We start from the raw sequence: 13,753 nt of genomic DNA, 5'->3' as shown, positions 1-13,753 counted from the left end.
TGCGCGGGCGGCACCCGGTTCGGGGAACGTACCCGTCGGCGTCATCCATTCCATCACTGGGCGTGTCGTGACCGATCCGGCTACCAAACCCGGAGGAAGCCACCAATTCACCGATGGTGCCGGGGGTGGCTCGGTCGGACGGTTCGGGCCTGTCACCCAAAAGGGGGACATGATGGATCATGCTGCCGGCCGGGGTGCTCTGGGCGCTCGACCACGCGGGACGACATGCCCCGGTTTTCCTGACCGTAATGCCGGTTGCGGGCGGTCTGTCGCCCCGGCCGTCCGTCCAGGGCCGGCGTCCCGCCGGTGGGTCGACGATTGTGATGAGGGCCACTCTGTGACGGTGGGTCACCGGAAGAGGGCATGTCTAGCCTCGGCGGATGCGTGACGACGACACCATCGACGACCAGGGCGCCCGCCGGGGCATGACTGGCCGTTCGGACGACACCCCCTCGTCCGTTCAGGTCGGCGTTCTCGGTGAAGCCCGTACCCGCCGTTCCCTCCGTACCCGCCTCGGCGGACTCGTTAACCTCCGACGCCGTCCGGCCCGGACCCGGGTGGCCCTCGCCGCCGGTGTGCTCTGCTGCCTCGGGGCGACCGCCGTCGCCGGCGCACAGGCCCTGCCGGCCGAGCGGGCCGACGACCGGGCCGGCACCGAGGCGGCGCTCGCCGAGCGCAGCCAGCAGGCCGCCTCCCGCGCCGAGGTCCGTACCCCGGTCACCATCGTTCCCGACGCCACCCCTGCCAGCCCGACCACCGCCAGCCCCACCACCGCCGCCCCCACGCCGAGCGCGACCAGGACCACCAGGCCCAAGCCCCGACCCAAGCCCAAGCCGAGGCCGAAGCGGATCGTCCCGGTGGCCGGCCTCGACCAGGCCCAGATGGACAACGCCAAGGAGATCGTCAAGGCCGGGCGGGCGATGGGCGTCCCGCGCCGGGCCCTGGTCATCGCGGTGGCCACCGCGATGCAGGAGAGCAACCTCTACAACTACGCCAGCGGTGTGCTGCCCGAGTCGCAGAACTACCCGCACCAGGCCATCGGTTGGGACCACGACTCGGTCGGGCTGTTCCAGCAGCGGCCCAGCAGCGGCTGGGGCGAGGTCGGGCAGCTGATGGACCCGGCGTTCGCCACCCGGGCGTTCCTCAACGCGCTGCTGGAGATCCCCGGCTGGGAGGACCTGCCGCTGACCGTCGCCGCGCAGGCCGTGCAGATCTCCGCCTACCCCGATCTCTACGCCCAGCACGAGTGGCGGGCGACCGAGGTGGTCGCCGCCGTCCTGGTCTGACCCTCCCGTCCCGATCTGAGCCCTCCCGCACCGACCTGAGCCCCCCGTCCTGACCTGAGTGGTCCTACCCGGGGACCCGGCCCGCCCGAGCCTGCCTCGGGCGGGCCGGCTCCGTTCGTGTCGGACCGGCATCGGTGGCTATCCTCCACCGGACACAGTGGACGGTTGGCGATTGCTCGGATCGGGTACACATGACGCAGGACATCCGATCGGAGGACGACATGTCAGCACTGATGCAGCGGATCAGCGCCTTCCTGCGCTCGCCCAAGGGGCAGCAGTTGGTCGACCGGGGTCGGCGCGAGCTGGCCAAGCCGGCGAACCAGGCGCGGCTCAAGCAGGCGGCCAGCAAGCTGTCGGGCCGCCGTCGCTGACCGCCCCTGAACCTATTCCACCACCGGGAGCCTCTGTGACCGACGCCGTGCCCGTCGACGACGAACCGACCGTACCCACGCCGCCGGTCCCGGCGGACACTCCGGGCCCGGCGGTCCCCGTGACACCGGCGACCACGGCACCGGCAGCCACCGCCCCGCCAGCTGTGCAGCCGGCGGTCCCGGGGACAGCAGTGTCGGCGGTGCCGGGAGCGGTGGTCTCGGCGGTGCCGGGGGCACCGGCCGGTGATCCGGGTGACGTGCCCGAGGCGCCGCCGGCCCGGCTCTGGGACCGGATGCGGGACGATCCGCAGTACGCGCCGGAGCACCTGGCCCTGGAGGCGGTCCGCCGGCTCGGCCCGGAGGCGGCGCAGTGGATCGCCAAGGCGCGGGCGGAACGACCCGACGCGACCGCCGACCAGTTGGCCGAGCAGGCGATCCGGCGCTTCGTCAATCGGGCCCGGCTCTCCGGCGCGGTCTCCGGTGCGGCCGGGCTGCCCGGTGCCGTCATCGACGTCGGCGTGCTGGCCTGGACCCAGGCCCGGCTGGTGCTGCACGTCGCCGCCGCCTACGGCGCGAACCCGGCCCACCCGGACCGGGCCACCGACCTGCTCGTCCTGCAGAAGGTGCACAAAGCGGCCGAGGCGGCCCGGCTGGCACTGGGCGTCGCGGCCGGTCGGGAGCGGGCCGGCGCGCTGTTCGGTCACGCCGCCCAGAACCCGCTCGGCCGGGTGATGCTGCAACTGGGCGTCCGGCTGGCCCGGATGGCCGGGGTGCGGGCGGCGAAGCGGATCTTCGCCAAGGTTGTTCCGGGGGCCGCGATCATCCTCGGCACCTGGGCCAACTCGTCGGCCACCAAGGATCTCGCCGAGCGCGCCCAGGCGCTCTACCGGGAACACCGGGGCGGGGTGCCCCAACCGCGCCGCCCCTGATCAGCCGTCCGCGCCCGCCGTGTCCGGCCCACCGCCGGGCGCGGCGTGACCCGTCGCGGGCCTGACCGGCGTCCCGTCGGGGGCCGGCCGGCGGCGGGTACGGCTCAGAGTCGCCAACCGGCGGCCGGGAAGGTCGCGTCGGCGAGCCGGTTCTGCCCGGCCACGTTGGGGTGGAACCAGTCCAGCGCGTTGACCTCGTCCAGGCTGAACCGCACCCGGTGCACCGCCCCGCCGTCGTAGTGGCACCGCGACCCGTACGCCCGGCAGGCCGCCTTGAGTTGACCGTTGTACGCGTCGATCCGTTCGGCGAAGCGGGTCCGCCGGTCCCGGTCGGCCTTGGCGTCCGAGGTGGGGTTCGCCAGCAGGGCCGGGCAGATGCCGGTCTTCCAGATCCGCACCGCGCGGGACTCGGTGTGCCCGATCTCCCAGAGCCGGTTGAGGTCGGGGACGCTGGCCACCAGGACCCGGGCCTTGGGGCGGCCATCCCGCAGCACCCGCAGCGCCCGGTCGACCTGGCTGCGGAAGGTGGCCGCCGAGGTCATCCGGTCGATGTCGTCGCGGCAGGCGTCGTTCGCCCCGATCAGCACCGTCACGTAGTCGGCCTTGTCCTTGACGGCGGCGCCGGCCTGCCCGGCGAGGGCCTCGGCGCGGGCACCCGGCACGGCGTGGTTGCGGGCCCGGTTGCGGATCGGGGCGTCGGCGTCGAGCAGCCGCCGGTAGTGGCTCTCCACCCGGATGCCGTCCCCGGTGGACCAGGAGTTGCGTTGGCACGAGGTGAGCACCAGGCAGGAGCCGAAACCGGTGGTGATCGAGTCGCCGAGGGCGGCCATCGTGGTGGGCAGGCCGGTCGGTGTCGACCCGCTCTTGGTGGGGCGGGGGGACGCCCCGCCGCCCTCCTCGCAGGCGAGCGCGACCAGCGCAAACAGGCAGGCCACGGCGGCGACCCAGCGTCGAGGCATGCGTCTTCCCCCGGTCAGACAGCGCAGAGCGACAGCCCGGTCACTCTACGGGCCGGACGGGGTGGGGTGGCCCGCTCGTGTCGACTTCCGGGCAGAGTCGACATCTAGAAACACCAATCTGGTAGGAGTGTGCGGGCAGCGGTCGGTTAGTGGCGTCCACGCCGGGGTAGGCCGAGACGATGACGAGATCGCAGCCCCGGCGTGCCCGTGGCACGGTCGGCCACGCCTACAGCGCATTGAACCTCCGCCTGGCGCTGGCCCTGTTCGGCCTGGTCACCATGACCGTCTTCGCGGTCGGAGCGTTCTGGGCCGGCCTGGCCTGGCTGGGTGTGCTCTGCGCGCTGTTCGCCGCCGTGGCGGTGGTCGACCTGGTCGTCATCCAGCGCCGCCGCGCCGTCCGCCGCCGTGAGCAGCCGGGCGCACGGCACTCACTCTTCGAGTGACAGGAGCACGAGATGCCCATCGCCACCACCAACCCGGCCACCGGTCAGGTGCTCAAGTCGTACGAGCCGATGTCGGCGGAGCAGATCGACGCCGCCATCGAACGGGCCGACCTGGCGTACCGGGATCTGTACCGGACCACGGTCGCCCAGCGGGCGCAGTGGATGAACGCCGCCGCGGACCTGCTCGACGCCGAGCGCGACGAGACCGCCCGGCTGATGACCACCGAGATGGGCAAGACGTACGCCGCGGCGAAGGCCGAGGTCACCAAGTGCGCGACCGCCTGCCGGTTCTATGCCGGGCACGCGGAGCGGATGCTCGCCGACGAGCCCGCCGACGCCGCCGCCGTCAAGGCCAAGCGGGCGTTCGTCCGCTACCAGCCGATCGGGCCGGTGCTCGCGGTGATGCCGTGGAACTTCCCGCTCTGGCAGGTGATGCGGTTCGCCGCGCCGGCCCTGATGGCCGGGAACACCGGCCTGCTCAAGCACGCCTCCAACGTGCCGCAGACCGCGCTCTATCTGGAGGACGTGTTCCGTCGGGCCGGTTTCCCGGAGGGCGCGTTCACCACCCTGCTGGTCGGCTCCGACGCGGTCGACCGGGTCCTCAGCGACCCCCGGGTCCGGGCCGCCACGCTGACCGGCAGCGAGGGCGCGGGCCGCTCGATCGCCCAGATCGCCGGCCGGGAGCTGAAGAAGACGGTGCTGGAGCTGGGCGGCAGCGACCCGTTCGTGGTGATGCCCTCGGCCGACCTGGACCGGGCCGCCGAGGTGGCCACCACCGCCCGCTGCCAGAACAACGGCCAGTCCTGCATCGCGGCCAAGCGGTTCATCGTGCACACCGACGTCTTCGACGCCTTTGCCGGGAAGTTCGCCGCCCACATGGCCGCGCTGCGGGTCGGTGACCCGATGGACGCCGACACCGACGTCGGCCCGCTGGCCAGCGAGAGCGGCCGGGACGAGATCCACGCCCAGGTGCAGGACGCGGTGGACCACGGCGCGACGGTGCTCTGCGGCGGCGAGAAACCGACCGGCGACGGCTGGTTCTATCCGCCGACGGTGGTGACCGACCTGAACCCGCAGATGCGGATGTGGGCCGAGGAGGTCTTCGGGCCGGTCGCCGGGCTCTACCGGGTGTCGTCGTACGAGGAGGCGATCGAGGTCGCCAACGGCACGCCCTTCGGGTTGGGCGCGAACGCCTGGACCACCGACCCGGCCGAGCAGGAGCGGTTCGCCACCGACCTGGACGCCGGGAACGTCTTCGTCAACGGCATGACCACCTCCTATCCGGAGCTGCCCTTCGGTGGGGTGAAGAACTCCGGCTACGGCCGGGAGCTGTCGGCGCTGGGGATGCGGGAGTTCTGCAACACCAAGACCGTCTGGGTGGGGGAGGGCGCCGCCACCGTCGGCGCCGGCGCGCACGCCGAGTGACCCCGCCTCGCCGCGACCCGGTCCGGGCGGCGGGCGACCCCGCCGGGTAAGCCGGCGCGGGCGAGCTTTAACCGCGCACCGTCATGGGTACGGAAGGACGCCATGACGGTGTTCGGCTTCCACGCCTCCCACGAGCAGATCCATCCGAGTCGCCTGCTGGAGGCGGTGGTGCACGCCGAACGTGCCGGCTTCGACGCCGCCATGTCGTCGGACCACTTCTCGCCGTGGAGCACCCGGCAGGGCCAGTCCGGGTTCGCCTGGTCCTGGCTGGGGGCCGCGCTCCAGGCCACCGGGCTGCCGTTCGGCGTGGTCAACGCCCCCGGCCAGCGCTACCATCCGGCGATCATCGCGCAGGCCATCGGCACCCTGGGCGCGATGTACCCGGGCCGGTTCTGGGCGGCGCTGGGCACCGGCGAGGCGAGCAACGAGCACATCACCGGCGACGGCTGGCCGCGCAAGGACGTGCGGACCGCCCGGTTGCGGGAGTGCGTGGAGGTGATCCGGGCGCTGCTGGCCGGCGAGGAGGTCAGCCACGACGGCCTGGTCCGGGTGGACCGGGCCAAGCTGTGGACCCGGCCGGAGGAACCACCGGCGCTGATCGGGGCGGCGGTCAGCGTGGCCACCGCCCGGTGGTGCGCGGAGTGGGCGGACGGCCTGATCACCGTGAACGCGCCGACCGCACACCTGCGCGAGATGATCGACGCCTACCGGGACGCCGGTGGGCGGGGGCCGGTGCACCTCCAGGTGCACGTGAGCTGGGCGCCGGAGCAGGCCGAGGCCGAGGCGATCGCGTACGAGCAGTGGCGCAGCAACGTCTTTCCGCCGCCGGTCTGCTGGGACCTGGACACCGCCGAGCACTTCGACGTGGTCAGCGAGCGGATGCCGATGGAGAAGGTCACCGAAGTGGTGAACGTCTCGGCCGACCTGGGCCGGCACGTCGGGTGGCTGGAGGAGTACCTGTCGTTGGGCGTCGACCAGATCGCCCTGCACCACGTCGGGCAGGAACAGCGCGCCTTCATCGACACGTTCGGCGCGGAGGTGCTGCCGAAACTGCGCGCCGCCGGGTGATCACCCCGGCCCGGTCGTACCCCTAGGCTGCTACTCCATGGAAGCTCTGTTCGAGGTCGTGGTCTTCCTGGCGATCGCGACCTTCGGTGCCGCGCTGGCCCGCCGGCTGGGCCTGCTCGCGCCGATCCTGCTGGTGGTGCTCGGCCTCGGGCTGTCCTTCCTGCCGGGCTTCCCGCACGTCCGGCTCGATCCCGACCTGGTGCTGGTGGGCATCCTGCCGCCGCTGCTCTACGTGGCGGCGTTGGGCACCTCGGTCCCGGCGTTCCGGCTCAACCTGCGGCCGATCCTGCTGCTCGCGGTGGGTCTGGTGATCTTCACCGCCTTCGTGGTGGGCACGGTGGTGCACCTGTTCCTGCCCGACCTGCCGTACGCGATCTGCCTGGCGTTGGGGGCGGTGGTGGCGCCGCCGGACGCGATCGCCGCGACCGCGGTGGCCCGCCGGGTGGGTCTGCCCCGGCGGGTGGTGACCATCCTGGAGGGGGAGAGCCTGGTCAACGACGCCACCGCGCTGGTGCTGCTGCGGGTGGCGATCGTCGCGGCCACCGCCAGCGCCGGCTCGGTCAGCTTCGGGTACGTGGCGCAGGAGGTGGTGGTCGCCACCGGTGGCGGGGTGCTGGTCGGGCTGCTGGGCGTGGTGGTCTTCGGCTACCTGCACAAGCGGACCACCGACCCGCTGCTGGACAACGCGCTGTCGCTGATCGTGCCGTTCGCGGTGGTCTTCGCGGCCGAGGCGATCCACGCCTCCGGCGTGGTGGCGGTGGTGGTCACCGGGTTGGGGATCGGCCACAAGATGCCGCTGCTGCTGTCGGCCGCCTCCCGGTTGCAGACCGGTGCGTTCTGGCGACTGGTGCAGTTCCTGCTGGAGGGGCTGGTCTTCCTGCTGGTCGGCCTGCAACTGCCCGAGGTGCTGCAAGATCTAGACGAGCCGACCGGGCGGCTGGTGGGGATCACCGCGGCGGTGCTGGCGGCGGTCTTCCTGACCCGGTTCGTCTGGGTCTTCCCGGCCACCTACCTGGCCCGGCTGGTGCCCCGGGTCCGGCAGCGCGACCCGGCCACGCCGGTGCAGTTCCCCATCGTCATCGGCTGGGCCGGGATGCGCGGGGTGGTGACGCTGGCCGCCGCGCTGGGCCTGCCGCTGACCCTGGCCGGGGAGCAGCCCTACCAGCGGGCGCTGTTCATCTGGCTGGCCTTCGCGGTGATCATGGCGACCCTGCTCGGGCAGGGCGCGACCCTGCCGTGGGTGGCCCGCCGCTTGAAGCTGACCCCGGACGACCCGGTGGCCGACGCGCTCTCCGCCGCGACGGTGCAGCAGCAGGCCGGCCGGGCGGCCCGGGAGCGGCTCGACGAGTTGGCCGAGGGCGCGCCGCCGGCCGTGGTGGAGCGGCTGCGCGGGCTGGTGCAGAGCCGCACCAACCTGGCCTGGGAGCGGCTCGGCGGCAGCGACCGGGAGACCCCGTCCCAGGCGTACGGTCGGCTGCGGCAGGAGATGATCGACGCCGAGCGGGAGGTCTTCCGGGCCGCCCGCGACGAGGGACGGATTCCCGAGGAGGTGCTGGTGCGGGCCTACCGTGACCTGGACCTGGAGGAGTCGTTGTTGCGACGGGAGAGCGACTGATGAGCTGTGCGCACCTGACCGGGGCGGGGACCACCGAGCCGACCGTTGCCGAGGCCTGCCCGGAGTGCGTCGCCGTCGGCAACGACGACTGGGTGCACCTGCGGTGCTGTGTGGAGTGTGGGCAGGTGGGATGCTGTGACTCGTCGCCGTACCAGCACGCCACGAAGCACTTCGAGTCGAGTGGGCACCCGGTGATGCGCTCGATCCAGCCGGGGGAAGCCTGGCGCTGGTGCTTCCTCGACGAGGAGATCGGCTGAGCCCGGCTGAGCTGTCCGTGCCGTCGGTGCCGTGGGCCGGCGGTGTTGTCGGTGCCGTGGGCCGACGGTATGACGTAACCGCTATTCGACCCTGATCCGACCGACCGCATAACATCGGTGAACTTCTATCGATGGGAGGTCGGATGATCCGACGACAGTTCTCGCGTACCGCCGGGACCCTGCTGGCGCTGGTGCTCGCGGCGACCGGCGCGGTCGCCTCGGTCGGCACCACCGCGTCCGCCGCCGCCCGGACCGTCTACTACGACGCGAGCCGGGCCGGCGAGTTCCGCACCAACTTCGACCAGGCCGCGACGATCTGGAACAGCTCGGTGACCAATGTCCGGCTGGTCGCCCGCACGCCGGGCAACATCACCATCTACGTCGACACCGGCTGGCCCCGCGCACAGACCACCAGCCTGGGCAACGGCCGGGTCTGGATGGGCACCCAGGCCGTCGACCAGGGGTACGACCGGACCCGCATCGCCACCCACGAGATCGGCCACATCCTCGGCCTGCCGGACAACCGGACCGGCCTGTGCACCGACCTGATGTCCGGCAGCAGCGCCCCGGTCTCCTGCCGCAACGCCAAGCCCAGCACCGCCGAGGCATCCCGGGTGAACTCGCTGTTCGCCGGAGGGCGCGTCACCTCGGCCGTGGACGCCAGCTACGTCTGGACCGGCGGCGACGTCGCCGTACCCGCCGCCGTCAGCGGCCTGCCCGGCTGAGTCCCGCCTGGACCGAGCGCCCGCCTGTCGTGCCGTGACAGCGGGCGCTCGGCCCTGCCCCTGCCCTGCCCTGCCCTGCCCCTGCCCCGGCCCGGCTTGGCCCGGCTTGGCCCGGCCCGGCCCGGCCCGGCCCGGCCCGGCCCGGCTCGGCTCGGCTCGGCCCGGCTCGGCTTGGCCCTGTTCGGCCCTGCACGGCTTGGCCCGGCCGTGCTCTGCCCGGTCGACTGCCTCCTGCCGGACCCACCGGCTCGGGCTGCATGTGTGGGCAGGCGCGGGCGGAGTGTGCCGGTCGGGGGAGCGTGTGCGTGCGTGTGGTGGGGTTGGAGGTGGGGTGCGCGTGCGGGCTGGGGGGCATCTGGGCCGGGCGTGCGGAGCCCGGGGCGGGTGAAGGGCGCCCGCAGTGGAGTGTGCCGAAGACCGCCGCAGCGGTGGGCCAGCCAGGAGCGAATTCCGCAGACGAGACATCGTGCCGAGGTTGCCGCGCTACCCAAGCGGGGCGTCCTGGGGCTCTGGTCCGGCCTCTACGCGACGGCCTGCCGCCGTTGGTCGTTGCTGCTGGTCGCTGTCATCGACGAGGCCAGGCTGAGCCACTCGGGCGTAGTGCTGACCGTCACCGTGCGTGAGCTCTAGGTGAGTATGACTGTCCTGGAACACGTATGCCTGTCGGTCATAAATATGACGGACAGGCATACACGTCTCGGGCCAAGGTGTGGGTGGGAGACGTGTATGCCCGGCCCGTAGCGGTTAGGTCTCGGTTGACCGCACGCTGACCCGCCCGACGTGCCCCACCAGACGGGACCGCTCGGACCGCAGCCCACCGCTCGGACCGCATTGCACGGCTCGGACCGTTCTGCACGCCCAATCGCGTGGACCCCACCGCATGAACCGCACCGCGCGGACCGCAGTGCACCGCACCGCGCGCATCGCATCGCATCGCATCGCACCGCAGGACCGCACCGCGCGACCGCACCGCGCGACCGCACTGCAGGACCGCACTGCAGGACCGCACTGCAGGACCGCACCGCGCGACCGCACTGCAGGACCGCACCGCGCGACCGCACCGCGCGACCGCACTGCAGGACCGCACCGCGCGACCGCACCGCGCCCGGCCTGGCACGTTTCGTCGATGGGGCGGGAGCGCGGAGGGCAGGCCCGGGCGGGTTAGGGCGCGAGGGATGGTCAGGGTGCGGGGTGCTGGCGCAGCGCGGCGATGAACCAGTCCAGGACGGGGGTCAGGGTGGGGGGTGGGGTCCAGCCGTTGACCGTGGCGAGGAGTTGGAAGTAGCGCTCGGTCCGAGGGTCGTTCGCGACCTCGAGGCGGGCCAGTAGCGCGCTGCGGTAACCGGCGTCGTCGACCCGGTCGAAGACCTCGCCGTACGCGGCGACCAGCGCGGCCACCACGTGGCCGGCGCGGGGCGACTCGGGGGTGATGCCGGCGGCGCGGGCCAGTTCGACGGTGTCGCGGACCCGGAAGGTGAGGTCACGGACCATCGCCACGACCTCGGGGTGGGCGTCGCCGACGGTCTCGTCGACGAATTCGTGGACGATGCGCCGACGTTCGGCGTCGGAGATCGTGGTCAGCTCGGGCATGGAACTCGCCTCCACTACTGGACCGGGCAGGACGTGCCGGTCGGTCGGGTCGGGTCGGGTCCGGCGGGCCTGTCGGACTGGCGGGCTGGCCGTGCCGGCGGGTCGGGCTGGGCGTGGGTGGTCGGCGTGCCGGGTGGCGAGGGTGCCGGGTAGTGGGGCGTTGCCGGGTGGCGAGGGTGCCGGGTGGTTGCCGTGCCGGGTGGTTGCTGTGCCGGTTGGCGGGGGTGGTGGGCATGCCGGGTGGTCGCTTTGCCGGGTGGCGGGGTGGTCGGCGTGCCGGGTGGTGGGGGTGCCGGGTGGTGGGGCGTGCCGGGTGGTGGGGGTGCCGGTGTTCGGGCGTGCCGGGTGGTGGGGTGTGGTGGGTGTCGCGGGGTGGTGGGGCCTGGTGGGGGAGCGCCGGACGGTCGGGGGACGACCGCCCGGCGCGCTCGGGCCCCGGGTGGCAGCCCGGGGCCCGAGGGTGGGAGTGCCGGTCAGGACACCGTGCAGGCGACGCCGTTGACGGTGATCAGGTCCGGCGACGGGTTGGCCAGCGTGCCGGTCCTGGCGAGCAGACCGAAGGTCACGCTGCCGCCCGGTGCGATTTTCGCGTTGTACGACTCGTTCTTCGCCGTCACGGTGGCCCCGGACTGGGTCACCGTGGCCGTCCACGCCTGGGTGACCTTCTGGTCGCCGGTGTAGGCGTACCGCAGGGTCCAGCCGTCGATCGCGGTGTCGCCGGTGTTGCGGACGACGACCTGGGTGTTGGAGCCGTCCGGCCAGGTGCCGTGCACCTGGTAGCTGACCGCGCAGGTGCGCGGGGCCACCGCCTTGGCGTCACCCTGGTCGGCGAGGAACGACGCGAGCCAGGCCAGCGCCGAGTTCCAGTTGATCGCCACCTCGTTGGTCGAGTACGAGTTGATGTCGTCGACGTAGCAGAACATCGGCGCGCAGCCCTTGAGCAGTTGGGCGACGAACGGGTCCTGGAGGTCGGCGTTCGGGCCACCGGCGAGCGAGCCGGCCGGCGGGTGCGGCATGGCCGGGTTGAGCTGGTTGCCGAAGATCCGGCTGTGCTGGTTCTGCGCGTTCTGCTCGCCCCAGCCGGTCACGTACGAGATGTTCAGCGCGTTGCGGCCGAGCAGGTAGTCGGTGGCCTGCACCGTGCCGTCCCGGTACTTCGCGTCCCGGGTCAGGTCGAAGGCGGTGGCCAGCACGACCATGTTGTTGATGATGTTGCTGTTGCTGCCCCAGACGTAGCTGCCCGCCGCACCCGGCACCGGCAGGCCGTACGCCTGGGCGTGCAGGGTGGTCAGGTAGTTGTCGGCGGCGGCGGTCACCGAGGCGCGGACCCGGGCCCGGTCGGCGGCCGGCAGGCCGTTCGGCACGGTGGCCAGGTCGAGCCGGCCGAGCGCGGCCACGCTCTGCCAGCTGAATGCGCCACCCGCGCCGAACACCTCGCCGGTGTGGTGCGACGAGGCGGTCAGGTCGTCCAGGTACGCCTTCTTGCCGGTGGTCAGGTACAGCTCGGCCGCCGCCCAGTAGAACTCGTCGGTGACGTTGCTGTCCTCGTACGCCCCGCCGCCGATGCCGTCGGCCGGGTCGGCGAGGATCACCGGGTGGGTCTTGGCGGCGGCGTACGCGGTCGACGCGGCGGTGCCGCAGCGGGCGGCGAACGCCGCGTCGTACGGGGCGAACAGGCGGGCGCACTGCGCGGCGACGGCGGCCAGGTTGAGGGTGGCGGCGGTCGACGGCGGGTGCAGCTCACGCGGCTGGGCGTCGTCCTGCGGGGCGAGCGGCAGGCCGGTCCACGCCTTGTCGTGGATCTTGTGGTGGGCCATCCCGGCCAGCGGCTTGCCGGCCGGCACCTGCATGCGGAGCAGGAACTCGATCTCCCAGCGGGCCTCGTCGAGGACGTCCGGCACCGCGTTGCCCCGCTCGGGCAGCCGCAGCGTCGAGTCACCCAGCGCGGCGCCACCGTTGGCGGTCTCCGCGGTCTTGGTCCGCTCGAACGCGCTCAGCAGCTGGTAGGCGGCGATGCCGCCGTTGACCACGTACTTGCCGTGGTCGCCCGCGTCGTACCAGCCACCGCGCACGTCCAGCGAGTAGTCGCAGACGCCGGGCTGGCAGGGCACCTGGGTGTCACCCTGGTTGGGGGCCACCCCGAGGTGGCCGGCCGGGCGGGCGTACTCCTCGCCGATCAGGTCACCGTCGATGGCGATGCCGCTGCGCTGGGCGTAGAAGAACTGCATCGAGTCGGCGCGCAGCCGGTCGTACAGGTCACCGGAGATGTCGAACGGGTGGCTGGTCTCGCCGTCGGCGACCAGCGTGTAGCCGGTGCCCGCCGTCCGGTAGGCCGAGAAGTCGATGGTCTGCACGTTCTGCCCGGAGGCGGCGTCGACCCCGCGCGGGGTGCCCGTGCCGCTGGCGACCACCGTGCCGGCCGCCGACTTGAGCTGCCAGGGCAGCGCCCCGGTCGACTCGGTCACCACGGTGGCGTTCTTGGGGCCGCCGGGCAGGTAGCCGACCTGGTTGACCCGGACCCGGGGGCCGGTGTCCGGCACGTACGGCGGGGCGGCCTCGCCGCCGCGCAGCGAGACGTTGTCCAGGCAGAGCCGCTGCTCGGCGGCGGCCCCGCCGACCTGGAAGACGAGCTGGGCGTTCGGGTTGTCGTCCGGAACGGTGAACGTCTGCTCGACCCGCTTGCTCGTCGGGGCGGCCACCGCCGGCACGCTCGCGTACGACGTGTAGGGGGCGCTGCCGAGCTGGAGCACGGCGTTGACGCTCAACCCGGGGGTGGCCGAGATGTCGAAGCTCAGCTTGTATTCCGCGCCGGCGTTGAGCCGGACCCCGTCGTGGCCGATGCCGGCGTCCCACGGGTTGGCCAGTCCGGCCGGGATGGTGACGCAGAGTCGGCCGTCGACCACGTCGAGTGGGCCGGTGCCGTAGGAGAACCAGGGCGAGACGCCCTCGCTGAAGTCGCCGTTGCTGATCTGCTCGGGGGCGTCCGGCGGGACCTCGGCGTGGGCCACGCCGGCGCCGGCTCCGGTGAGGATCAAGGTCGTCGCTGCCAGTACCGCGAGATGCCGCCGACGTCGTCGGGTCAGGA

General features: G+C 72.9%; 11 protein-coding genes and 1 pseudogene. 9 read left to right on the top strand and 3 right to left on the bottom strand.

From position 1 onward, the window contains the following. The first annotated feature begins 380 nt into the window (after window positions 1-380). The 3 genes from GA0070216_RS16405 to GA0070216_RS16395 all read left to right on the top strand — a co-directional run bounded on the left by GA0070216_RS16405 (window position 381) and on the right by GA0070216_RS16395 (window position 2,586). Window positions 381-1,286, top strand: a complete 906-nt coding sequence (locus GA0070216_RS16405; protein WP_091246597.1) for a peptidase M23 — start codon at window positions 381-383, stop codon at window positions 1,284-1,286. A gap of 221 nt (window positions 1,287-1,507) precedes the next feature. Continuing rightward, window positions 1,508-1,657: a hypothetical protein gene (locus GA0070216_RS34565; RefSeq protein WP_176738988.1), complete on the top strand. Its 150-nt coding sequence runs from the start codon at window positions 1,508-1,510 to the stop codon at window positions 1,655-1,657. Between the two features lie 212 nt (window positions 1,658-1,869). Then, window positions 1,870-2,586 carry an EcsC family protein gene (locus tag GA0070216_RS16395; RefSeq protein WP_245722548.1) on the top strand — a complete coding sequence of 239 codons (717 nt, stop codon included), beginning with the start codon at window positions 1,870-1,872 and terminating at the stop codon, window positions 2,584-2,586. Window positions 2,587-2,690: 104 nt separating this feature from the next. On the opposite strand, the gene GA0070216_RS16390 is transcribed toward GA0070216_RS16395, so the two are convergent. Next, the gene (locus GA0070216_RS16390) at window positions 2,691-3,545 is read right to left on the bottom strand and encodes a GDSL-type esterase/lipase family protein (protein ID WP_091246593.1); all 855 of its coding nucleotides are present in this window, start codon (window positions 3,543-3,545) and stop codon (window positions 2,691-2,693) included. 179 nt (window positions 3,546-3,724) lie between these two features. Between GA0070216_RS16390 and GA0070216_RS16385 the strand changes: the two genes are divergently transcribed. From GA0070216_RS16385 to GA0070216_RS16360, 6 genes and pseudogenes are all read left to right on the top strand, one after another. Beyond that, window positions 3,725-3,988: a DUF6343 family protein gene (locus tag GA0070216_RS16385; RefSeq protein ID WP_091246591.1), complete on the top strand. Its 264-nt coding sequence runs from the start codon at window positions 3,725-3,727 to the stop codon at window positions 3,986-3,988. A 12-nt stretch (window positions 3,989-4,000) separates the two neighbouring features. Further along, window positions 4,001-5,413, top strand: coding sequence for an NADP-dependent succinic semialdehyde dehydrogenase (locus tag GA0070216_RS16380; protein ID WP_091246590.1), 1,413 nt, complete (start codon window positions 4,001-4,003; stop codon window positions 5,411-5,413). Between the two features lie 102 nt (window positions 5,414-5,515). Further along, entirely contained in the window at window positions 5,516-6,481 is a 966-nt protein-coding gene (locus tag GA0070216_RS16375; protein ID WP_091246587.1) for a TIGR03885 family FMN-dependent LLM class oxidoreductase, read from the top strand. Window positions 6,482-6,518: 37 nt separating this feature from the next. Beyond that, window positions 6,519-8,096, top strand: a complete 1,578-nt coding sequence (locus GA0070216_RS16370; RefSeq protein ID WP_091246585.1) for a Na+/H+ antiporter — start codon at window positions 6,519-6,521, stop codon at window positions 8,094-8,096. Further along, window positions 8,096-8,353: a UBP-type zinc finger domain-containing protein gene (locus tag GA0070216_RS16365; protein ID WP_091246582.1), complete on the top strand. Its 258-nt coding sequence runs from the start codon at window positions 8,096-8,098 to the stop codon at window positions 8,351-8,353. The genes GA0070216_RS16370 and GA0070216_RS16365 overlap by 1 nt, the downstream gene beginning before the upstream one ends. A gap of 143 nt (window positions 8,354-8,496) precedes the next feature. Continuing rightward, a pseudogene (locus tag GA0070216_RS16360) lies at window positions 8,497-9,072 on the top strand (snapalysin family zinc-dependent metalloprotease); the annotation flags it as partial. Between the two features lie 1,185 nt (window positions 9,073-10,257). On the opposite strand, the gene GA0070216_RS16350 reads toward GA0070216_RS16360, so the two are convergent. Continuing rightward, window positions 10,258-10,668 carry a hypothetical protein gene (locus GA0070216_RS16350; protein WP_091246575.1) on the bottom strand — a complete coding sequence of 137 codons (411 nt, stop codon included), beginning with the start codon at window positions 10,666-10,668 and terminating at the stop codon, window positions 10,258-10,260. A gap of 473 nt (window positions 10,669-11,141) precedes the next feature. Beyond that, window positions 11,142-13,751 carry a glycoside hydrolase family 9 protein gene (locus GA0070216_RS16345; RefSeq protein WP_091246876.1) on the bottom strand — a complete coding sequence of 870 codons (2,610 nt, stop codon included), beginning with the start codon at window positions 13,749-13,751 and terminating at the stop codon, window positions 11,142-11,144. Between the last annotated feature and the right edge of the window lie 2 nt (window positions 13,752-13,753).

The organism is Micromonospora matsumotoense (assembly GCF_900091525.1).
Taxonomy (GTDB): domain Bacteria; phylum Actinomycetota; class Actinomycetes; order Mycobacteriales; family Micromonosporaceae; genus Micromonospora; species Micromonospora matsumotoensis.
Note: the sequence above shows the minus strand (reverse complement) of the source record. Positions and strands in the feature narration are given on the sequence as shown.